This is a genomic window from Streptomyces sp. NPDC093544, from assembly GCF_040683495.1.
Lineage (GTDB): Bacteria > Actinomycetota > Actinomycetes > Streptomycetales > Streptomycetaceae > Streptomyces.
This window is the reverse complement of sequence record NZ_JBFBEA010000001.1, coordinates 317194-336517: the sequence shown is the minus strand read 5'-3', so window position 1 is coordinate 336517 and position 19324 is coordinate 317194. Positions and strand designations below refer to the sequence as shown.

Genomic DNA, 19324 nt, shown 5'->3' with positions numbered 1-19324 from the left:
GCTCCCATATCCCGCCTGAGACTTCGCACTCGGCACCGTATGCGAAACCTGATCGCCACCCTGGCGGCGGCCTCCGCCTGCCTGGGCGTGCTCGTCACCGCCGGAGACGCCAACGCCGCCGGGCAAGCGGCGAGTTCCTCGGCGGCGAGCACCTACTCCACGTACACCGATCTGCCGTACGCGTCCGGCGCAAGCCAGGTCCTCGATCTGTACGTGCCCGACGGCGCCCGCAAGCCGCTCCCGGTGATCGTCTACGTGCACGGCGGCGCCTGGCTCGCCAGCGACAAGTCCGAGCTGCTGCGGACCCTCGGCTGGGAGGCCCTGCTCGACCAGGGCTTCGCGGTCGCGTCCGTCAACTACACGCTCAGCACCACCGCCCAGTTCCCGACGCAGATCCAGGAGGTGAAGTCCGCCGTCCGGTACCTGCGTGCCGTCGGCCCTCAGTACCAACTCAACGGGAAGGTCGGGCTGTTGGGCGCGTCGGCGGGCAGCCAGATCGCGAGCCTGGTGGGCACCAGCTGCGGTGTTCGCTCGCTCGAAGGCACCATCGGTACGACCGGGCCCTCCAGTTGCGTCGACGCGGTCATGGACATCGCGGGGCCGACCGATCTCGGCGCGCTGGCCGCCGCCAGCCCGGCCCTGGCGGGGGCGGTGACTGCCTACCTCGGCTGCCCGGCCGGCATCGAGTCCTGCTCACCCAACGTGCTGAGGCAGGCCGACCCGACCACCTATCTGACCCCCGGGCGACGGCTCCCGCCTTTCCTCATCGCGCACGGTGACGCCGACACCCTGGTCCCGCTGGCGCAGAGCCAGCGGTTCTTCACCTCGCTGAAGCAGGCGTGCGGGAGCGTCAGTCTGTTCACCCTGAGCGGGCAGGACCACTTCTTCGCCACCCTCGGCGCCCTGCTCGAACCGTTCCCGGCCCGGACGGTGCAGACCTCGAAGGGCTGCGGACCGACGAAGACGGCCACCGAGCCACCGCTCGGCTACGCCACCATCGGCGCCTTCTTCCACAGCAGCCTGCGCTGACGCACTACACGCCCTGAACCCGCCGTCCCCGGCCCATGTGTGAAGCCCGGGGGCGGCGGGTTCAGCCAACGGTCTCGCGCAGCAGATCCCGCAGTTTCAGTGCCGCCGGCAGCGGGTCGGCGGGCAGCGCCACATGTACGGTCCGGCGCAGGGCCGGGTCGGTGAGGCGGCACAGGACGAGTTCGTCGGGGACGGCCCAAGCTGCCAGCGACGGGACCAGTGCCACTCCCCGCCCGGCGGCGACGTAGCCGAACTTCCCGCTCCACTCCGCGATCCGGATGATCTTCCTCGGGGTGAAGCCCGCCCGGGCGCAGGCGTCGGCGAGCATGGTGGGCCGGTCGCCGTACGCGCCCTGGAGCCAGGCCTCGTCGCGCAGTTCGCGCAGGTCGACGGTCCCGGCTCCGGCCAGGCGGTGTCCGCGCGGGAGAGCGACGAACAGCTCGTCCTCGCACAGCGCGGCCGTCGTGACACCGTCGGCAGACGGCAGACCGGACGGGTAGTCGCTGACGACGGCGAGGTCCAGCACCCCGTCCGCGAGGCGTTCCATCAGCGTCCCGGTCGGGCCCTCGACCGCGATGACGTCGACATCAGGCCGGGCGTCCTGGAGCGCCCGCAGGGCGGTGGGCACCAGCGAGATGTTGGCGGTGGCGAACGCGCCCACGTGCAGCAGCCCGCCCTGTCCGGCGTGCAGCACGGCCAACTCCCGCTCCGCCCGCGCCAGTCGGGCGAGCACCTCCATGGCGTGCCGATGCAGCGTACGGCCGGCGGGATTCAGCCGTACGCCCCGAGGGAGCCGTTCGAAAAGCGGTCCGCCCGCCTGCTGTTCCAACGTGGCGATCCGGCGGGACACCGCGGACTGCGTGTAGTTGAGCCGTACCGCCGCCTTTGTGAACGATCCGGTCTCGGCCACGGCCACGAGCAGCCGCAGCGCGTCGATCTGGAACACCTTCCCCCTCCTTCGGCCGCCACCATCCTGCCGCCACATTCCTCGGACGCATAGATCCCATGTGATCCAGTCGTTGGTGGAATGCCGCGCCGCATCCTAACGTCGTTGACGCGGCGGAGTTCCAGAGGGGGATGGGCTCCGCCGCTCCATTGGCCCACGAGAAGCGAGGGGGAAGTGCCTTGTTCCGAAAGGGAGTTGAGGCGGGAGTTGAGATGGGGCGGGGCCGGTGACCCGGGGTGCCGCGCTCGCGTTGCCGACGATGTTGGCCGATCTGGAGGAACTGGTGGTCTGCGAGTCCTTCTCGGCCGACCACGCGGCGGTGGCGCGCAGCGCCGAGGTGGTCGGTGCCCTCGGGACGAGGCTGCTGGGGGCCGGGCCTGAGTCGATCGTGATCGACGGTGTGACCCATCTGCGGTGGACCTTCGGCACCCCACGGGTCCTGCTGGTGGGGCACCACGACACGGTGTGGCCGATGGGCTCGCTCCAGAACCACCCCTGGTCGGTGGCCGACGGGATCGCACGCGGCCCCGGAGTCCTGGACATGAAGGCAGGCCTGGTGCAGATGTTCCACGCGCTGGCCTTCCTGCCCTCCCTGGACGGGGTGTGCGTTCTGGTCAGCGGGGACGAGGAAGTCGGCTCCACGACCTCCCGGCAGCTGATCGAGGAATCCGCGCGCGGATGCGTGGCCGCCTTCGTGCTGGAGGCGTCCGCGGACGGGAAGGGTGCGCTCAAGACCGCCCGCAAGGGCACTTCGCGGTACGAGGTGGTGGTGCACGGCCGCGCCGCGCACGCGGGTCTGGAACCGCAGAAGGGGGTCAACGCGGCGGTCGAGGCCGCTCACCAGGTGCTGTCCATCGCCGGTTTCGGGGCGTCGATGGGTGCCGGTGCCGTTGATGCCGCGACGGCTGCCGTCGGTGCTGCCACGGGTGCCGTCGGTGCTGCCACGGCTGCCGTCGGTGCTGCCACGGCTGCCGTCGGTGCTGCCACGGGTGCCGTCGGCGCCGCGGCCTCCGTCCTGGGCTCCGCCACCGTCACCCCCACGCTGCTGTCGGCCGGCAGTGCGCGCAACACGGTGCCCGCGCTGGCGCGGGTGTCGGTGGACGTGCGCGTGCCGACCCGGGCGGCGCAGGACCGGATCGACGCGCTCATGCGAGGGCTCACCGCCCGGACGCCCGGAGCCCGCCTTGAGGTGCTGGGCGGCAGCCAACGGCCGCCCATGGAACCGGAGTCCTCCGCCGCACTGTTCGCCCTCGCCTCCCGGCTCGCCACGGAACTGGGCCAGGAACCGCTGCGCGGAATCGCCGTCGGCGGCGCTTCCGACGGCAACTACACCGCGGCGGCGGGCTGTCCGACGCTGGACGGCCTGGGCGCCGTGGGCGCCGGCGCGCACGCGGACTCCGAGTACGTCGAGGTCTCACAGATGGTCCCCCGGGCCCGGCTGCTCGCCCAACTCGTCGATGGCGGCCTGCACCGTCTCCAGCAACCGGGATAGGCCGGTCTCGCCACCCCACTCCGCGGCCGAGTAGTGCCATATGTGGCAGACCCCCCGTGTTTCCGGCCGACCGTGCCAGACCTCGATGCTCCGTCTCCCCTTGCGGTCCGGGCCCGTGACACGGAAGTGCATGTGACGCACATGGAAGCGGTGGGCGGCGCTGCCGCCGAAGATCTCCAGCACCCGGCCGTCGAAGGAGTAGAACTGTCTGCCGGCCGAGGCGGTGATCTCGTCGTTCACGCGGTGACGCTAACAGGCCTTCCAGCGAGCGGACATGGACGAGGTCGATCCGACCGGGACGAGACCCGTGTGTCCTGAACCGCCGCGGTTCAGGACACACGGGGAAGGCAGACCGGCGGGATCAGGCAGTGCCGAGGGCCGTGCGCAGGGTGCTGATCGCCTGGGCGATCGCGGCCTCCGCCGCGTGGGTCTCGCGCAGGGCGTTGAGCATCACGAAGTCGTGGATGATGCCCTGGTACCGGACGGCGGTGACGGCGACTCCGGCCTCGCGGAGCTTGGCCGCGTAGGCCTCGCCCTCGTCGCGCAGGACGTCGGCCTCGCCGGTGATGACGAGGGCCGGAGGAAGCCCGGTGAGCTGGTCGGTGGTGGCGCGCAGCGGGGACGCGGTGATCTCGGCGCGCTGCTTCTCGTCGGTCGTGTACTGGTCCCAGAACCACTGCATGCCGTCGTGGCGCAGGAAGTACCCCTCGGCGAACTGGTGGTAGGAGCCGGTGTCGAACGCCGCGTCGGTGACCGGGTAGAAGAGCACCTGTGCCGCGAGCGTGACGTCGCCGCGCTCCTTGGCCATCAGGGTCAGGGCGGCGGCCATGTTGCCGCCGACCGAGTCGCCCACCACGGCTATACGGGAGGCGTCCAGGTCGTGGGAGGCGCCCTCGGTGACGATCCACCGGGCCACGGTGTAGTTCTGCTCGATGGCTACGGGATAGCGGGCCTCGGGTGAGAGGTCGTACTCGGGGAAGACGACCGCGGCGTGCGCGCCGACCGCCAGTTCCCGGACCAGGCGGTCATGGGTGTGGGCGTTGCCGAAGACCCAGCCGGCGCCGTGGATGTAGAGGATCACCGGGAGCGTGCCGGACACACCGGCCGGGCGGACGACACGCGCCCGGACCTGCCCGGTGGGGCCGCCGGGCACGGTGGTCCACTCCTCGTCGACGGCGGGCTTGGCGATGTCGCCGGACTGCACCTCGTCGACGGTCTTGCGGCCCTCGGCCGGGCCCAGGTCGAACAGGTACGGCGGGTTCGCGGTCGCCTCGGCGAAGGCCGCGGCGGCGGGCTCCAGGACGGGGCGGGGGGCGGTGCTCTCGGTCATGGCGATCTCCTCGGATCGGGTGCCGCGGACACGCTCCGTCGGTCGTCTTGCCCTGGAGCGGCGGCACACCTCGAGAGTAGCGCTCGATTAAGTCGTGCACAACTTATTAGGGCTCGATACAGTCGGGAGGACGTGAACGATAGGATGGGAAGGGCGTGTACAGGACAGGAACGCCCGGAACCAGGAGCCGCACCGTGAACACCACCGGAGCCGAACCGACGCAGGAGGGTTCGCTGCTCCTGGACGACCAGCTCTGCTTCGCCCTCTACGCGGCCTCAAGGGCGGTCACAGCCCGCTACCGGCCGCTGCTGGACGAGCTGGGGCTCACCTATCCCCAGTACCTGGTGATGCTGGTGCTCTGGGAGCAGGACTCGATCTCCGTACGTGCCCTGGGCAGCGCCCTCCAGTTGGAGTCCAGCACCCTCTCCCCGCTGCTCAAGCGCCTTGAGGCGAACGGCCTGATCCGTCGCGAGCGCCGCGCCGAGGACGAGCGTTCCGTCGCCCTGCACCTCACGGAGGCCGGCACCCGGCTCCAGGAACGGGCAGCCACGGTTCCCCTAGCCATCGGCGACGCCATGGGTCTGACCCCCGAGCAGGACGCGATGGCCAAGCAGCTCCTGCGCCTGCTCACCGCCAACGTGGCCGCCGGCGACTGACACCGGGTGCCCCTTTGAGTGACACCCACGGCCCCTTTAAATGAGTGGCCCACGTCTTGGTACAGCGGGAGGATCCGCCACAGGAATCGTCAGTCTCCCGACCTGTCCGACAGGAAACCAACGTGGCCGTGTCCCAGTCGTCCGAGTCGTCCGAGCCCCATTCCTCCCCCGAAGTGCGCACAGCGGCCGGATTGGTGCGCGGCAGCCGTGAGGCGGGGCTCGCGGTCTTCCGCGGTATCCCGTTCGCCGAGCCGCCGGTCGGCGCGCACCGCTTCGCCGCGCCGCAGCCGGTACGGGGCTGGGACGGCGTACGGGATGCCTTGTCGTTCGGCCCGCCGCCCCCGCAGGCCAATGCGTTCGGCATGGACGAGCTGTCGAAGGGCGCCGCGGGCGACGACAACTGGCTGACGGTCAACGTCTGGTCGCCCGAACCGGTCCCGGACGCCGGACTTCCGGTGATGGTGTGGATCCAGGGCGGCGCCTATGTGATAGGTACGTCCGGCCTGCCGGAGTACGACGGCGGCCGGCTCGCCCGTGAGGGCGGAGTCGTCGTCGTGACGTTCAACTACCGTGTGGGCATTGAGGGTTTCGCGCAGATCGAGGGCGCGCCCGCCAACCGGGGCCTGCTCGACCAGGTCGCGGCGTTGCAGTGGGTTCGCGACAACATCCGGGCGTTCGGCGGCGCCCCGGGCCGGGTCACGGTCTTCGGCGAGTCGGCCGGCGGGGGGTCGGTGGCCGCGCTGCTGGCGATGCCGCGTGCGGCGGGGCTGTTCGGCCGGGCTGCGGCGGGGAGTGTGCCGGGCACGTTCTTCTCGCCTGGGCTCGCCGCCGACATCGCCGCCTCCTGCGCCGCCGAGCTGGGGCTGAGGCCCACGGTGGCCGACCTGTCCACGGTGACCCCGGTCCAACTGTCCGCCGCCGGAGACGCTGTCGGCGCCAAGACGGCCCAATGGGCAGACCGCTGGGGGGAGATCGCGCACAGGTCGATCCCCTTCTCACCGGTCGTCGACGGTGATGTCCTGCCGGTCACTCCTTGGCAGGCGCTGGCCGACGGCGCGGGCCGGGACATCGAACTCCTCGTCGGTCACACCCGCGAAGAGCAGCGGCTGTTCACCGCGCTCGAAGGCCTGCTCGGCGAAGTGACGGAAGAACGGGCGACAACCGCTCTGGGGATCTTCGCCCCCGGCCCGGACGGCGCTCGCCGCTATCGGGACGCCTTCCCGCTCGCGGGCCCCGAAGAGCTGTACGAACTGGTCAACTCCGACTGGCTGTTCCGCATGCCGTCCCTCCACCTCGCCCAGGCGCAGATCGCGGGCGGCGGGCGTGCGCACGTCTACGAGCTGACCTGGCCCGCCCCGGGCATGGGGGGTGCCTTCGGCGCCTGCCATGGCCTCGACGTCCCGCTCCTCTTCGGCAACCTGACCGGCACCCAGGCCGCCATGCTGATCGGCGAGACCCCCACCCCGGAAGCGGAGGCACTGTCCGCGCACATCCGCACCGCATGGACAGCGTTCGCCACCCACGGCGACCCCGGCTGGGCCGCGTACGACCCCGACCAACGCCTCGTACAGCTCCTCGACGCGCAACCGACCGTCACCGCCTACCCGGAGGAGAGCTCCCGCCTGCTGTGGCAGGACCACGTCTTTGCGGCGTTGCCACTGATCAACCAGTGACAGGCTGCCTAAACTGGGCTGTTTCCTGGACTGCCTAGGAAACAGCAGGTGGAGGCGGTCACTCATGGTCCGTGTCGGGCTCACGGCCACCCGGCTCGTGGAAGCCGCGGCCGATCTCGCGGACGAGATCGGCTTCGAGAACGTCACCGTGTCCGCGCTGGCACGGCAGTTCGGGGTGAAGGACGCGAGCCTGTACTCGCACATCAGGAACGTGCAGGACCTGCGGGCGCGGATCGCGGCGCTCGCGGCCGGCGAGATGATCGACCGGATCGCGAACGCCGTGGCCGGGCGGGCGGGCAAGGACGCGTTGGTCGCGTTCGCGGGCGCCTACCGGGACTACGCCCTGGAGCGCCCCGGCCGATACCGCGCCACGCACACGCAGCCCGACCCCGCCGCCACCGACCCTGCCGCCACCGGCGTCGCCGTCGCCGAGTCGAGCGCGTACCGGCGTACCGCCGAAGTGACGTACGGCATGCTCCGCGCGTACGGACTCTCGGAACCCGATCTCACCGACGCCGTACGGCTGTTGCGCAGCACCTTCCACGGTTACTGCAACCTTGAGTCCATCGGCGGATTCGGCGCCCCCAGGGACGTACAGGCTTCCTGGGAGCGGGTGTTGGACGCGCTTCATGTAACCCTGACGCACTGGCCGCCACGGACGAAGGACCGTGTTTGAGAGGTGATCCTCATCGAGAGGTGATCCTCGCCGGCCGTGGCAACAGCGCTCCGGCGCGCGCCGGCCAGCGTGTCAGGACCGCCGCGCGCCATTTCTCTTTCAGACCGCTGTCCGCTCCACCGGGATCCACAGCTCCGCGTCCGCCTGGGTCCCGTCCTGGGACAGCCGGGTCCGCAGGATCTCGGGTCCCTGCCGGCTCTGGTACGGGTTGGACGGGAACCACTGGGTGAACACGTCCCGCCACAGGTACTGGAGTGTCCTCGGAAACGGTCCGGAGCTCTCGAAGACGGCCCAGGAGCCGGCCGAGACGGTGAGCGCGTCCATGTCGTCGGGCACGTCGGCCCCGGTCACCACGCCGTGGTAGTAGTCGAGTTCGGTTCCCTCGGAGCGGCTTTCGTCCAGATTGTCGCTCACCGAGATGAGCCCCTCCGGCTCCTGATCGGAGAGACTCTCGATGCGCTGGATCGTCTCCTGGCCGAGCCCCCGGATGAAGTCGACGATGCCCGGGTTCATGCCCTCGTGCACGAGCGGGACCCGCGCCTTCCTGCCCACCACACGGAACTCGTCCTTCTCCACAACCCTGTACCGCATGCTGCTACTCCCTTCGACGATGAGGCGGAAGGACATCCGTGGCTGGGACTGCAGACTCGCGCCGAGTCGCCTGACCTCGCCGGGACCGACGCCGTGCATGGCGCGGAAAGCCCGTGCGAACGCCTCACCCGAGGAGTAGCCGTACCTCACCGCGATCTCCAGCAGCGTCCGCTCCTCGGCCAGCACCTCGGCACCCGCGACCGTCAGCCGTCTGCGCCGGATGTACTCCGACAGCGGAAGCCCCGCCAGCGCGGAGAACAGCCGCCGGAAGTGGTACTCCGACGTCACCGCGATCCGCGCCAGATCGGACACCTCGATCCGCTGATCAAGGTGGTCCTCGATGTGCTCCATGGCCTGGTTCAACCGCTCCAGCACCCCGGCCTCCTTCCCTTCCGATCACCCACGTTAGGAAGGACCCACCCTGCCCGACCCGACATCCTGTGCCCGGTCCGGTCGGGTACCGATGGCGCCCTCCTCGCTGAGCGCCTGCACCTCGGCGTACGTCGGCACGATGCCCCGCAGCGGTCGTCCGGCCCGGATGTCCGCGGCGGTGTCGAGGGCGGCGCCCAGTGCCCGCCGGTAGAGGAGGGAACCGAGGCTGACCCTGCTGACGCCGAGGTCGCCGAGGTGGGCGAGGGTGGGGCCAAAGGGTGAGTAGAGGATGTTGAGCGGTGCGTCGAGGATCTTCACCAGGCCGGCGATCCGGGCCGCTTCGGTCAGTCCGGGCACGAACACACCGTCGGCGCCCGCCTGTTGGTAGGCATCGAGGCGGCGGCACGTCTCGGCATGGCTGCCGTCACCGAGCCAGTACGTGTCGGTGCGGGCGTTCACGAAGAGGTCCGGTACGGCAGCCTTGACGGCGGAGATCTTCGCCGCGTGCAGCCGCACGGAGGCGAGCCCGTCCTCCAGGTTGATGCCGACAGCCCCCGCTTCGGCCAACTCACACGCCAACTCCGCCACCTCGTCCGGGTCTTGATGGAACCCGTCCTCGGCGTCGACCGAAAGCAGGAAGGAGCCCCTGCCGAGCTGTCGTGCGAGCCTCAGTGTCAGGCCCATGGTCGCTGCCGTGCCGTCCGGCAGACCGGCGGCAGCGGCGACACCGAGGCTTGTGGTGCCGATCGCCTCAAAGCCCTGGGCGGCGAGGGCGGTTGCGGAGGCGTGGTCCCAGGCGTTGGGCAGGAGGAGAGGGGTGCCGGTGTGGTGGAGTGCGGAGAAAGGGGTCATGCGAGCTTCCCGACGGCATCGGCGTAGTACGTGGATCCCCTGAGATGCAGGGCAAGTTCGCGGAAGCTCCAGCCCTCACCCGGCGAGTCGTCGAGCTGCTCCTGAGTCATCGCCGCGATCCGGTTCGCCCAGATCCGGGCAAGACGGTTGAGACGACTGCGGGCCTCATCCAGGTCCTCCCCCGTGAACGGCGCGAGGTCCGCCTCGGTCGTACTCGCCGACGCATGCCAGTGGTCGGGCTGCGGCTGCTCGCCGACGAGACGGGCCTCCAACTCGGCCAGGTGGTCGATGAGATGGTCGGCGACGCGGCGGATGGCTTTGTGCGGGGTGTAGACACGGTCGTCGACGTGGGTGGGCTCGCCGTCCCAGGCGGTCCAGGTGGCCGCCAGTCCAAGGACGTGGTCCACCATGGCGACGACCGCTTCGGCCAACTGCTCCGGACGCTGGGGGCTCTCTGGCGGGAATTCGCTCATACCGAGACGCTAGAGGCGCAACACTTCGGCACCCGCCGAACCGTACGCACGGCAAGTGCCCGGAGTCAGCCCGCGGCAGACATACCCAGCCCGTCGACCATGGCCTGCCCAGTCAGGTCCCGCGTGTCCACTGCTGGTTGGTGCCTCCGGTGCAGGTGTACGTGATCACCGCGGCGGAGTTGGCGGTGGACGCGCCGTTCACGTCCAGGCACTCGGCGCTCGCACGGGACTTGAGGGTGGTGTAGCCGCCCGAGGTGGTGGCCGTCCACTGCTGGGTGGTGGCGCCGGTGCAGTTCTCCTGGGTGACGTCGGTGGCGCCCTCGGTCAGGCACAGGGAGCTGTTGCGGACGAAGAGCTGGTAGTAGCCGCTGCCGACGGACTTGAACCAGTACTTCTGGTTGGTGCCGCCGTTGCAGTCGTACTGCTTGATCTGGGCGCCCTGCCACAGCGACTGGCTGGTCACGTCGGCGCACTTGGCGGAGTGCCGGGCGATCAGCGTCTCGTACGTGGCGCTCGTCCCGCTGATCGTTCCGGCGCTCGTGTCGACGGTGACCTCGGGCGACCAGGACATGGACATCGTGGTCGAGGTCGGGAAGGTCAACGGCAGCCACACGTAACGGGAGTCGTTGACGGTGCCGCCGAAAGAGTTGCCCCAGCGATCGCCCAGGTAGAGGTACGAGGTGCCCGAAGTTCCCTGCACGGGAAGGACGTACGCGGTCTGCGAGCCGTATGCCGTCGAGTCGCCGATGTTCGTCATGGCGGTCCACGGGCCGGTGATGCTCGTGGCCGTCGCGTACTGCTGCTGGTTGGGGTTCCAGCCCGTGGCGCCCGAAGTCAGCATGAAGTAGACGCCGTTGCGCTTGAAGAGAGCGGGGGCCTCGCGGTGGCCGCCGTGCCAGGGGTCGGCGACCAGCGCGGCGATGCCCGTGTAGTCGGCGGTGAGCCGGTAGATCTGGAGGTCGTAGTTCTCGCGGGCCGCGGAGATCATGTACCCCGTGCCGTCCGTGTCGACGAAGACCGTGATGTCACGGGACATGTGGGTGCCGAGCGGTCGGAAGCTGCCCTGCCAGGTGTAGTCGCCGTCCACGGTGTCCGACACGGCGACGGCGGCGCGCGCCTCGCTGTAGTCCGTGCCGTTCTCCTTGTGCATCCACATCACGAACTTGCCGGTGGACGCGTTGTACATGACCTTCGGCCGCTCGATGTTGGCACTCGCCAGCTCGCTCGCGCCGGCCTGGGTCAGGACGTGGTTGCGGAACTCCCAGTTCTTCAGGTCGGTGGAACGGTAGGCGTCGACGTACTGGAAGGTGTTGTCGGCGTTGCGGTGCTCGCCGAACCAGTAGTAGTAGCTGCCGACTTTGATGACTCCGCCGCCGTGAGCATGCAGCGCGGCGCCCGAAGTGTCGGTGAACTGGGTGCCGTTAGTGATCGTCCGGGGTGCCGCCGCGGCCGGACCGGCGGTCGCGAACGCCGCGGCGAACGCGAGACAGAGGGCGACGAGGACGGCGTACGCACGTCTCATTTCACACACACTCCTTGAGGGGGCGGGCGGCTCATGCGGCGACCGCCCGTCCCTCCATCCGTCCATCCACCATCGGAACGTCCGGAATATCGAACGGAATCTGTGATGACGAACGTGCGGCCGCCGAAAAGGTAAGCGGTTGCCATGGCGAGGTCAACGGGTCCGACGGGAAAGGTCGGTGAGCCCACCGGTCCGAGTGCCTGTGCGCAATCCCGTTCACGGACCGTCTGCGGCATGGCCCGTTCCGGGATGCCCCCGACGCGAGTGTCGTGCCTACTCTGTGAGCAGGTGACAGCCGAGGGGACGGATGCCATGGCCGGACAGTCGTACGCGGAGTGCGCCGAGACGATGCGGGCGCTGCGGAAACAGTTACAGCAAGCCGCCGAGGACCGATCCCTGGAGGGGATCGCCCTGCCGAGCGTGGACGGCACGCGCTCCTCGGAGGGACCGTCCGGGGATGAGCCGGTGGCCTTCTTCGAACGGCAGGTGGCCGAGCGTGAACGCGACCTCGGGCCCGAGCACCCCGACGCCCTGCTCTCCCGCAACAATCTCGGGGGTGCCTTTCAGCAGCAGGGACGCCTCGATCGGTCCGTGCCGTTGTTCGAGCGGAACCTCGCCGACAGCGAACGCATCTTGGGGCCCGACCATCCCGACACGCTCGCCTCCCTGAACAACCTCGCGAGCGGGTACGAGGCGGCAGGCGACCCGGCCCGCGCCGTCCCGCTGTACAGCCGCGCCTTGGCCGGCCGCGAGCGCGTCCTCGGACCCGAGGACGTCCGCACCCTTCTGTGCCGGGACAATCTCGCCCGCGCCCATGAACTGACGGGCGACCCGGCCCGCACCATCCCGCTCCACGAGCGCACCCTCACCGACCGCGAACGCGTCCTGGGACCCGAGCATCCCGACACCCTGCTCTCCCTCAGCAATCTCGCCTACGCTCACCACCGGGCGCGGAACCGGGAGCAGAGCGTGGAGTTGTTCACACAGGCCCGGGCCGTCGGCGAACGAACCCTTGGGCCCGACCACCCCGCGACGCAGTACGTTCAAGAACTGCTGAGCCATGCGCGGGGCCGCTGATCCGCCGCCCTCAACTCTGTGGCGGGGCCCGGACCGCACACCGTCAACCCCGACACACGTTCAGGATGGCGAAGGCCTTTTCAGTCGAGGATCGCGGTGACCTCGACCTCGACGAGGTGGTCGGGGATGTCCAGTGTCGCGACGCCGATGAGCGAGCCGGGGGCCGTCGGGGTGACCCCCAGCTTCGCGGCCGCACGAGAGACGCCCTCCAGGAAGAGGGGCATCTTGTCGGCGGTCCAGTCGACGACGTAGACGGTCAGTTTCACCACGTCGTCGAAGGAGGCCCCGGCCGCGGCCAGGGCGGTGCCGGCGTTGAGGTAGCTCCGCTCGACCTGGGCGACGAGGTCGCCCTCGCCGACCGTGACACCGTCCGCATCCCAGGAGACCTGTCCGGAGACGAAGATCATCTTTGTCCCGGTCGCGATCGACACCTGGTGCAGGACATCGACTACCGGAAGTCCGTCGGGGTTCAACAGCGTGATGGCCATACTGCCCGCCTCCTCATGACAAGAGCCCGTTCATGCCGGGGCTCGTGCTCTCTTGTGGTTACTCAGGAACCGTAGGAGAGTGTGGCCTGACATGGAAGAACGCACTTTTCAGTGACTGGGGAACCTCATGGTGACCAAGCAGTTCAGCGGCTCGCGCGACGAGGCGGACCTGCGGCGAGCGGACTCGTTGGCGCGGGAGATCTTCTCGGACGTCGCCAACAAGTGGGCGTTCCTGATCATCGAGGCCCTTGGTGAACGCACCCTGCGCTTCAGCGAGCTGCGGAACGAGGTCGAGGGCATCAGCCACAAGATGCTCACCCAGAACCTGCGCATGCTGGAGCGCTACGGCCTGGTCGACCGGTGCGTGTACCCCACCGTGCCGCCGCGGGTCGAGTACACCCTCACCGAGCCGGGCCGGGCCCTACGGGCGACGGTCGACGGAATGTGCGGCTGGACCCACCAGTACCTCGGTCACATCGAGTCGTCCCGCCGCCGCTTCGATGCCTGACGGGCGGCGCACCCGCACGCGAAGCCGCCGAATTTCCTCCTTCTTCTTCGGAAGGTGACCGTCCATGTCCGTGCCGAGCCTGCTCGCGGTCTTCGCCCACCCGGACGACGAGTCCCTGTCAGCGGGTGGAGCGCTCGCCCGTCACGCAGCCGCGGGCGCCCGCACCGCGGTCGTGACGGCGACCTGGGCCGCCGACACCCCGCGCGCCGCAGAGCTGGCCGAGGCGCTCGGGATCCTTGGCGCCGGCAAGCCGCGACTGCTCGGCTACGCCGACGCTCGCGTACCGCGGTCGGCCACTGGCAAGGTTCGGTTCCGCGACGCGCCGCTCGACGAAGCGGTGCGGGAACTGGTCGCGCATATACGGGAGTTCCGCCCCGAGATCGTGGTCACCCATGACGCGTACGGCGGGCTGACCGGTCATGAGGACCACGTACACACTCACCGGGTGACCATGCTCGCCGTCCAGGCGGCCGGACTTGAGCGGCTCCACCCCGAGACCGGAGCCCCCTGGCAGCCGAGCGCCCTGTACCTGGCTACGCACCCGCACTCGGCCATGCGGGTGTGGGGCGGCTACCTGGCCCCTACGGGCAAGTCGATGCGCAGCGTTCCGGACGAGTGGGTCAGCGCGACCGTCGATGTCCGCCCCTGGCTGGAGCAGAAGGTCGCCGCGGTACTGGCTCACCGCACCGAGGTGGAGCGGGGAGCCGCCCCGGGGCTGATCGCCGGCCTCCCGGCGTTCGATCGGGAGCGGCTGCTCTCCACGGAGTGGTACATACGCCATGACCCCGTCTCCGCGGCGGCAGCGCAAACGGAGCTGACGGCCTGAGCATGAGAGGTGATGGGTGGCCGTGAAGCGTGCCGGTCCGGCTCAGTGCGCGGGCGCCTCGGTGATCGCGACCTCGCCGATGCTCCGCTCGATCTCCTCGGGGGGCGGCGCGGTGGCCCGTGCCCAGTAGTAGATGACCAGGGAGAAGGCGGCGATGATCAGGACGTCCCACCACAGGCCGATGTGGCCCTCGCCGCCGAAGCCGCCCTGCCAGGAGATCAGGCCCATGCCGACCAGGTAGGCGGGCAGCCACTGGGCGGCCTTGAAGTTCATCCTGGGCGCGTCCGGCAGGCCCTTCTTCGTGGCGTAGAGGGCGTAGCCGCCGAGCAGTACGTAGCCGAGGATGATCGCCACACCGAGCCGCCAGAGGGTGTCCCAACGGGCCCAGTAGATGATGAGGTTGGCCACCACGAAGGACAGCGGAGAGAGCACCTTGCCGCCGGGCAGCCGGTAGGGACGGTCGTAGTACGGCAGCTTGTCGGCGAAGACACCGTAGGCCAGCGGCGCGCCCGCGTACATCAGGACGCTCGCCGAGGTGATGAAGCCGACCAACTGCTGCCAGCTGGGGAAGGGCAGGAAGCAGATCACGCCGGTCACGAAGGAGAGGATCAGCCCGAACCACGGCACGCCTCGGGCGTCGGTCTTCTCGAACACCTTCGGGGCGTAGCCGTTCTTGGACAGGCCGAAGGACAGGCGAGAGGTCGCGGTGGTGTAGATCAGGCCGGTGCCACCAGGGGAGACCACGGCGTCGAGGTACAGCACGACGCTCAGCCAGCCGAGACCCACCAGCGTCGCCAGGCCCGCCCAGGGGCCGCTGATGCCCGGGTAGTCGAGCCCGGACCAGCCGTGTGCGAAGGAGGTGTGCGGCAGAGCGGCGATGTACACGACCTGGAGGAGGACGTAGATGACCGAGCCGATGGCGACCGAGCCGAGGGTCGCGCGCGGCAGGTCACGCTTCGGGTTGCGACTCTCCCCCGCGAGCTGGATCGCCTGTTCGAAGCCCAGCAGGGCGAAGATGATTCCGCTGGTACTGATGGCACTCAGTACGCCCTTGGCGCCGAACGGGGCGAAGCCCTCCGAGGTGAAGTTCCCCGGGTGGAAGTTGGTGAGCGCGATGATGAAGATCGTGGCCAGCGGGATGGCCACTTTCCACCAGGTGGCCGCGCTGTTGGTGTGCGCGAGGATGCGTATGCCAAGGAAGTTGACCACGACGAACACGGCCATCAGAAAGATGGCGACGACGAAACCGCTGGTTGTCAGAGTGCTGTCGGAGTGCTGGAAGCCCTGCGCGAACTGCCAGTGCCCCGCGTAGCCGATCATGGCCTCGACCTCGATCGGTGCCACGGTCGCCGCCTGCAGCCAGGCGAACCAGCCGAAGGACATGCCGGCCAGGCCGCCGAACGCGTAGTGGGGGTAGCGTGCGGTGCCCCCCGCCACCGGGAACATGCCTCCGAGCTCGGCGTGCACCAGTGCGAGCAGCACGATCGCGACCGCACCGATCAGCCAGGATATGACGGCCGCGGGCCCAGCCATCACTACGGCCTTCTGGGCGCCGTAGAGCCAGCCGGAGCCGATGATGGATCCGACCGAGGCCCACATCAGTCCGATCAGACTGACGTCCCGCCGCAGACCGCTCGGACCCCTTCCGGCCTTGGGTACAGCGCTGTCGACGGTCACCATTTCTCATGGGCCTCTCATGAATGAACAGATACATTCAACGTACAAGAGGCCTCAGGCTAGGATTAGGTTGGCGCTTGGGAGAAGGTCATTGCCTTGCTTTTGACCGTTACTAGGGATATTCGTGGAAGGCACTTCAGGATTTCTGTACGCGGGAATTACGCGGTAATTAGGAATTGCTCCGCCGAGTTCGGCCGTGTTCAGCCGAGTTCAGGTGCGTTCAGGTGCGTTCAGGTGCGTTCAGGTGGTGCCGCGGTGACCCGACGCCAGGCGGCCCGCCTCCGCATAGGCCCGCACCAGCGGACGCCGGTCGCCCGCGCGCCAGGCGAGAGCGAACCGGCTCGGTGAGATACCGCGCACGGGGCGGGTGACGACGCCACCCCGGGTGAGCAGAGGCGCGTTGCCCGCGGCGAGCAGGCAGACGCCTCGGCCGTCCACCAGCGCCTCGTACGTCTCGTCGGCGCTCGCGCACTCCGCGCCGATCCGGGCCGGGCGCCCGGCCCGGGCGTCCAGGGCGAGCCAGTGGTCACGCAGCACACCGGCCGATTCGGGGATGGCGATGAACGGCTCGTCGAGAAGGTCGCGGAAATCGATCTCCTGCCGAGGCGCGAGGCGATGCGTGTCCGGCAGTGCCACATGGCGCGTCTCCTCGGCCACCACCACCCACTCGTAACGCTCCGCGTCCGGCACCGGCAGCCACACGAACGCCACGTCCACCGAGCCGTCCGCGAGCCCGGCGCTCGAATCCTCCCAACTCACCTGCCGCAGCCGCACCTTGGCTGCCGGCTGGGCCTCGCTGAAACGGGACCTGATGGCCGGCAGCAGGCCACCGCGCCCCGGGCTCGTACTCATGCCGACGACGAGGGTGGCCCGCTGCTCGGTCTTGGCACGCTCGACGGTGGCGGCCGCCGCGTCCCAGTCGGCGAGGACCCTGCGCGCGTACGGCAGCAGGGCCGTGCCCACCGCGGTCAGGCGCACGCCCTGTCGGTCCCGCTCGAAGAGCTCCGCCCCCAACTGGCGCTCCAGCATGCGGATTTGCTTGCTCAGCGCGGGCTGGGAGACGAAGAGGCGCTCGGCGGCGCGGGTGAAGTGCAGGTCTTCGGCGACCGCGACGAAGTAGCGCAGGTCCCGCCCGTGGACGTCCATGGCCATAACCATTGGCTATCACGACGGGTCTTGGACGCGCGACCGGGTTTGCGGCGAGGCTCGACGCATCGAGGACCTTGTCGAAGACCTCACCAAAGACCTCGTCGAAGGCCCTTTTCGAAGACCTTGCGGGCTTCGAAAACAGCTGATTCACAAAGGAGTTGGACATGAGCAAGGTATGGCTGGTCACCGGTGCCAACAGCGGTTTCGGACGGGCGTTCACCGAGGCGGCCGTCGCCGCAGGAGATGTCGTGGTGGCCACGGCTCGCAGGCCCGAGGCGCTGGCCGACCTGGTGGCGGCCCACCCCGACCAGGTCGAGGCGCTCACTCTCGACGTCACCGACCCGGAGGGGATCGCCTCCGTCGTGGCCGATGTGGTGGGGCGGCACGGCAGGATCGATGTACTGGTCAACAACGCGGGCCGCACCCATGTCGGCGCCGCCGAGGAGACCACGGACGCCGAGCTGCGCGAGCTGTTCGAGCTGCACTTCTTCGGCCCGGTCGCGCTGGTGCGGGCCGTGCTTCCGCACATGCGGGAGCGGCGTTCCGGGGCGATCGTGCAGTTGAGCAGCATGGGCGGGCAGATGTCGTTCGCGGGATTCTCGGCGTACAGCGGCACGAAGTTCGCCCTTGAGGGCTTCTCCGAGGCACTGGCGGACGAGGTGGGCCCGCTCGGCATCAAGGTCCTGGTCGTGGAGCCGGGCGCGTTCCGCACGAGCCTGTTCGGCAACGCGACCGCCAGCGAGGAGATCGCCGACTACGCGGACACGGTCGGCACCACCCGTCGGATGGTCGGCGGCGCCGACGGTTCCCAGCCCGGCGACCCGGCGAAGGCCGCGGCCGCGGTCCTGACCGCCCTCGGCGCCGAGACCACCCCGCTACGGCTTCCGCTCGGCAGCGACGGGCTGGACGCGGTGGTCGCCCACATCGACGCACAGCGGATGGAGATAGCCGCCTGGGAGAAAGTGGCTCGGGACACGACGCTCGATGTGTGACCTCATGTGTGACCTCTCTGGTCACAGAAACATCTCAGACTACATACATGTATCTCACATGAATGGTTCGCACTCTGTATGCAGGACCCTTATTCAGAGGAGCGCCGTCATGAGCGATCACGAGCCGCGAAACCCCAACGAACCCGTTCCCGACAACCCCGTGCCGGGCCCGGCGTCAGGGCCGCCGGTACCGCCCGAGGAACCCCGCCGGACGAAGGCGCGGCGCGTGCTGGCGTCCAGGAGGAGCGCATGGACCGTGGCCGCCGCACTCGTGTGTGCGGTGGTCGGGCTTTCCGTCGCTCTCGCCACGTCGCCCTCGGCAACCACGACAGAGCCCGTCGCGTCCAGTAGCAGCAGCGTCGCGAGCGCTCCCCCTTCCGGCGGTCCCGCAGCGGGCGGTCCGGCAGCGGGCGGCGGCGGATCCAACGCTCGCTCCGGACCGGCCGAAGGAGGATCGCTCGGCACGGTCAGCGCTGTCTCCACGTCGGGCTTCACCCTGACCACAGCCACGGGCGAGAAGGTGACCGTCAACGAGGCGTCGTCCACGACGTACCTGAACGGGACGAGCTCGACCACGGCGAGTGCCGTCAAGACGGGCGCCAGCGTCCTCGTGCTCGGCACGGCCGACGGAACGACCATCACGGCCGCACAGGTCACCGTGCAACCGAACGGCGACGGCGGAGCCGCGGCTTCCGCGGCCGTGGGAGTGGTCCCCTTCCAGCAGGGTTCACCTTCCGAGGCGAAGCAGGACGGTCAGATCCCGGCGAACTACACCGAGGGAGACGGCACGATCGTCAGCGGCACGACGGCGGACAAGGCGACGGCAGCCGCGCTGGCCGCCTACCCGGGTGGCGTCGTCGACCGTGTGGTGCAGCTGAGCGGCGGCGAGTACGAGGTCCACTACGTCGGCGTCAACTGGCCGCACCACGTCTTCGTCGACCAGAGCTTCAAGGTCGTCGGTGCCGATTAGTCCGCCGCGCTTCTGTTATCCACCG

20 protein-coding genes are annotated in these 19324 nt (G+C 69.5%); 10 read left to right on the top strand and 10 right to left on the bottom strand.

Features of this window, described 5'->3' with window-relative positions:
• Window positions 1-39 precede the first annotated feature (39 nt).
• Window positions 40-1029 (top strand): alpha/beta hydrolase, encoded by a 990-nt coding sequence (locus AB0N66_RS01350; RefSeq protein WP_365426752.1) that lies wholly within the window; start codon window positions 40-42, stop codon window positions 1027-1029.
• A 61-nt stretch (window positions 1030-1090) separates the two neighbouring features.
• Here the strand turns inward: AB0N66_RS01350 and AB0N66_RS01345 are convergent, their stop codons facing one another.
• Entirely contained in the window at window positions 1091-1975 is an 885-nt protein-coding gene (locus AB0N66_RS01345; RefSeq protein WP_365426749.1) for a LysR family transcriptional regulator, read from the bottom strand.
• Window positions 1976-2234: 259 nt separating this feature from the next.
• Here AB0N66_RS01345 and AB0N66_RS01340 point away from each other — a divergent pair, with 259 nt between their 5' ends.
• Window positions 2235-3467 carry a M20 family metallopeptidase gene (locus tag AB0N66_RS01340; protein ID WP_365427286.1) on the top strand — a complete coding sequence of 411 codons (1233 nt, stop codon included), beginning with the start codon at window positions 2235-2237 and terminating at the stop codon, window positions 3465-3467.
• Here AB0N66_RS01340 and AB0N66_RS01335 read toward each other — a convergent pair.
• Together AB0N66_RS01335 and AB0N66_RS01330 are read right to left on the bottom strand one after the other, a co-directional pair.
• On the bottom strand, window positions 3390-3707 hold the full coding sequence (locus AB0N66_RS01335) for a hypothetical protein (protein ID WP_365426746.1): 318 nt from the start codon (window positions 3705-3707) through the stop codon (window positions 3390-3392). The two genes, AB0N66_RS01340 and AB0N66_RS01335, sit on opposite strands and share 78 nt — an antisense overlap.
• A gap of 121 nt (window positions 3708-3828) precedes the next feature.
• Window positions 3829-4797 (bottom strand): alpha/beta hydrolase, encoded by a 969-nt coding sequence (locus AB0N66_RS01330; protein ID WP_365426743.1) that lies wholly within the window; start codon window positions 4795-4797, stop codon window positions 3829-3831.
• 194 nt (window positions 4798-4991) lie between these two features.
• Between AB0N66_RS01330 and AB0N66_RS01325 the strand changes: the two genes are divergently transcribed.
• The 3 genes from AB0N66_RS01325 to AB0N66_RS01315 all read left to right on the top strand — a co-directional run bounded on the left by AB0N66_RS01325 (window position 4992) and on the right by AB0N66_RS01315 (window position 7802).
• Window positions 4992-5453, top strand: coding sequence for a MarR family transcriptional regulator (locus AB0N66_RS01325; protein ID WP_365426740.1), 462 nt, complete (start codon window positions 4992-4994; stop codon window positions 5451-5453).
• Between the two features lie 122 nt (window positions 5454-5575).
• The gene (locus AB0N66_RS01320) at window positions 5576-7126 is read left to right on the top strand and encodes a carboxylesterase family protein (protein ID WP_365426737.1); all 1551 of its coding nucleotides are present in this window, start codon (window positions 5576-5578) and stop codon (window positions 7124-7126) included.
• A 64-nt stretch (window positions 7127-7190) separates the two neighbouring features.
• Window positions 7191-7802 (top strand): WHG domain-containing protein, encoded by a 612-nt coding sequence (locus tag AB0N66_RS01315; RefSeq protein ID WP_365426734.1) that lies wholly within the window; start codon window positions 7191-7193, stop codon window positions 7800-7802.
• Window positions 7803-7901: 99 nt separating this feature from the next.
• Here AB0N66_RS01315 and AB0N66_RS01310 read toward each other — a convergent pair whose 3' ends face one another.
• The 4 genes from AB0N66_RS01310 to AB0N66_RS01295 form a co-directional block, all read right to left on the bottom strand.
• A complete protein-coding gene (locus AB0N66_RS01310; protein WP_365426731.1) occupies window positions 7902-8768 on the bottom strand; it encodes an AraC family transcriptional regulator in 867 nt (288 codons plus the stop codon).
• Between the two features lie 30 nt (window positions 8769-8798).
• Window positions 8799-9617, bottom strand: coding sequence for an isocitrate lyase/phosphoenolpyruvate mutase family protein (locus tag AB0N66_RS01305; protein WP_365426728.1), 819 nt, complete (start codon window positions 9615-9617; stop codon window positions 8799-8801).
• Entirely contained in the window at window positions 9614-10090 is a 477-nt protein-coding gene (locus tag AB0N66_RS01300; protein ID WP_365426726.1) for a hypothetical protein, read from the bottom strand. Before AB0N66_RS01300 ends, AB0N66_RS01305 begins: the two co-directional genes overlap by 4 nt.
• Window positions 10091-10202: 112 nt before the next feature.
• On the bottom strand, window positions 10203-11612 hold the full coding sequence (locus AB0N66_RS01295) for an RICIN domain-containing protein (protein ID WP_365426724.1): 1410 nt from the start codon (window positions 11610-11612) through the stop codon (window positions 10203-10205).
• 288 nt (window positions 11613-11900) lie between these two features.
• Here AB0N66_RS01295 and AB0N66_RS01290 point away from each other — a divergent pair, with 288 nt between their 5' ends.
• Window positions 11901-12689: a tetratricopeptide repeat protein gene (locus AB0N66_RS01290; RefSeq protein ID WP_365426722.1), complete on the top strand. Its 789-nt coding sequence runs from the start codon at window positions 11901-11903 to the stop codon at window positions 12687-12689.
• An 80-nt stretch (window positions 12690-12769) separates the two neighbouring features.
• On the opposite strand, the gene AB0N66_RS01285 is transcribed toward AB0N66_RS01290, so the two are convergent.
• Complete coding sequence (locus tag AB0N66_RS01285; protein ID WP_365426719.1) at window positions 12770-13177, bottom strand: RidA family protein; 408 nt, start codon at window positions 13175-13177, stop codon at window positions 12770-12772.
• A 127-nt stretch (window positions 13178-13304) separates the two neighbouring features.
• Between AB0N66_RS01285 and AB0N66_RS01280 the strand changes: the two genes are divergently transcribed.
• Together AB0N66_RS01280 and AB0N66_RS01275 are read left to right on the top strand one after the other, a co-directional pair.
• Window positions 13305-13685, top strand: coding sequence for a helix-turn-helix domain-containing protein (locus AB0N66_RS01280; RefSeq protein WP_365426716.1), 381 nt, complete (start codon window positions 13305-13307; stop codon window positions 13683-13685).
• Between the two features lie 64 nt (window positions 13686-13749).
• Window positions 13750-14511: a PIG-L deacetylase family protein gene (locus tag AB0N66_RS01275; protein ID WP_365426714.1), complete on the top strand. Its 762-nt coding sequence runs from the start codon at window positions 13750-13752 to the stop codon at window positions 14509-14511.
• A 42-nt stretch (window positions 14512-14553) separates the two neighbouring features.
• Here AB0N66_RS01275 and AB0N66_RS01270 read toward each other — a convergent pair whose 3' ends face one another.
• Together AB0N66_RS01270 and AB0N66_RS01265 are read right to left on the bottom strand one after the other, a co-directional pair.
• Window positions 14554-16191 (bottom strand): APC family permease, encoded by a 1638-nt coding sequence (locus AB0N66_RS01270; protein ID WP_365426711.1) that lies wholly within the window; start codon window positions 16189-16191, stop codon window positions 14554-14556.
• A gap of 237 nt (window positions 16192-16428) precedes the next feature.
• Window positions 16429-17340, bottom strand: coding sequence for a LysR family transcriptional regulator (locus AB0N66_RS01265; RefSeq protein ID WP_365426709.1), 912 nt, complete (start codon window positions 17338-17340; stop codon window positions 16429-16431).
• A gap of 161 nt (window positions 17341-17501) precedes the next feature.
• On the opposite strand from AB0N66_RS01265, the gene AB0N66_RS01260 reads away from it, so the two are divergent.
• Both AB0N66_RS01260 and AB0N66_RS01255 read left to right on the top strand, forming a co-directional pair.
• Window positions 17502-18329, top strand: a complete 828-nt coding sequence (locus tag AB0N66_RS01260) for an oxidoreductase (protein ID WP_365426706.1) — start codon at window positions 17502-17504, stop codon at window positions 18327-18329.
• A 109-nt stretch (window positions 18330-18438) separates the two neighbouring features.
• Entirely contained in the window at window positions 18439-19299 is an 861-nt protein-coding gene (locus AB0N66_RS01255) for a hypothetical protein (protein ID WP_365426703.1), read from the top strand.
• Window positions 19300-19324 lie beyond the last annotated feature (25 nt).

Bases quoted from the DNA above. Each gene is read 5' to 3' on its own strand.
- AB0N66_RS01265 (WP_365426709.1), bottom strand. From the start codon at position 17,340: ATGGCCATGGACGTCCACGGGCGGGACCTGCGCTACTTCGTCGCGGTC.
- AB0N66_RS01350 (WP_365426752.1), top strand. From the start codon at position 40: ATGCGAAACCTGATCGCCACCCTGGCGGCGGCCTCCGCCTGCCTGGGC.
- AB0N66_RS01285 (WP_365426719.1), bottom strand. From the start codon at position 13,177: ATGGCCATCACGCTGTTGAACCCCGACGGACTTCCGGTAGTCGATGTC.
- AB0N66_RS01260 (WP_365426706.1), top strand. From the start codon at position 17,502: ATGAGCAAGGTATGGCTGGTCACCGGTGCCAACAGCGGTTTCGGACGG.
- AB0N66_RS01330 (WP_365426743.1), bottom strand. From the start codon at position 4,797: ATGACCGAGAGCACCGCCCCCCGCCCCGTCCTGGAGCCCGCCGCCGCG.
- AB0N66_RS01275 (WP_365426714.1), top strand. From the start codon at position 13,750: ATGTCCGTGCCGAGCCTGCTCGCGGTCTTCGCCCACCCGGACGACGAG.
- AB0N66_RS01255 (WP_365426703.1), top strand. From the start codon at position 18,439: ATGAGCGATCACGAGCCGCGAAACCCCAACGAACCCGTTCCCGACAAC.
- AB0N66_RS01295 (WP_365426724.1), bottom strand. From the start codon at position 11,612: ATGAGACGTGCGTACGCCGTCCTCGTCGCCCTCTGTCTCGCGTTCGCC.
- AB0N66_RS01340 (WP_365427286.1), top strand. From the start codon at position 2,235: ATGTTGGCCGATCTGGAGGAACTGGTGGTCTGCGAGTCCTTCTCGGCC.
- AB0N66_RS01305 (WP_365426728.1), bottom strand. From the start codon at position 9,617: ATGACCCCTTTCTCCGCACTCCACCACACCGGCACCCCTCTCCTCCTG.
- AB0N66_RS01300 (WP_365426726.1), bottom strand. From the start codon at position 10,090: ATGAGCGAATTCCCGCCAGAGAGCCCCCAGCGTCCGGAGCAGTTGGCC.
- AB0N66_RS01315 (WP_365426734.1), top strand. From the start codon at position 7,191: ATGGTCCGTGTCGGGCTCACGGCCACCCGGCTCGTGGAAGCCGCGGCC.
- AB0N66_RS01280 (WP_365426716.1), top strand. From the start codon at position 13,305: ATGGTGACCAAGCAGTTCAGCGGCTCGCGCGACGAGGCGGACCTGCGG.
- AB0N66_RS01270 (WP_365426711.1), bottom strand. From the start codon at position 16,191: ATGGTGACCGTCGACAGCGCTGTACCCAAGGCCGGAAGGGGTCCGAGC.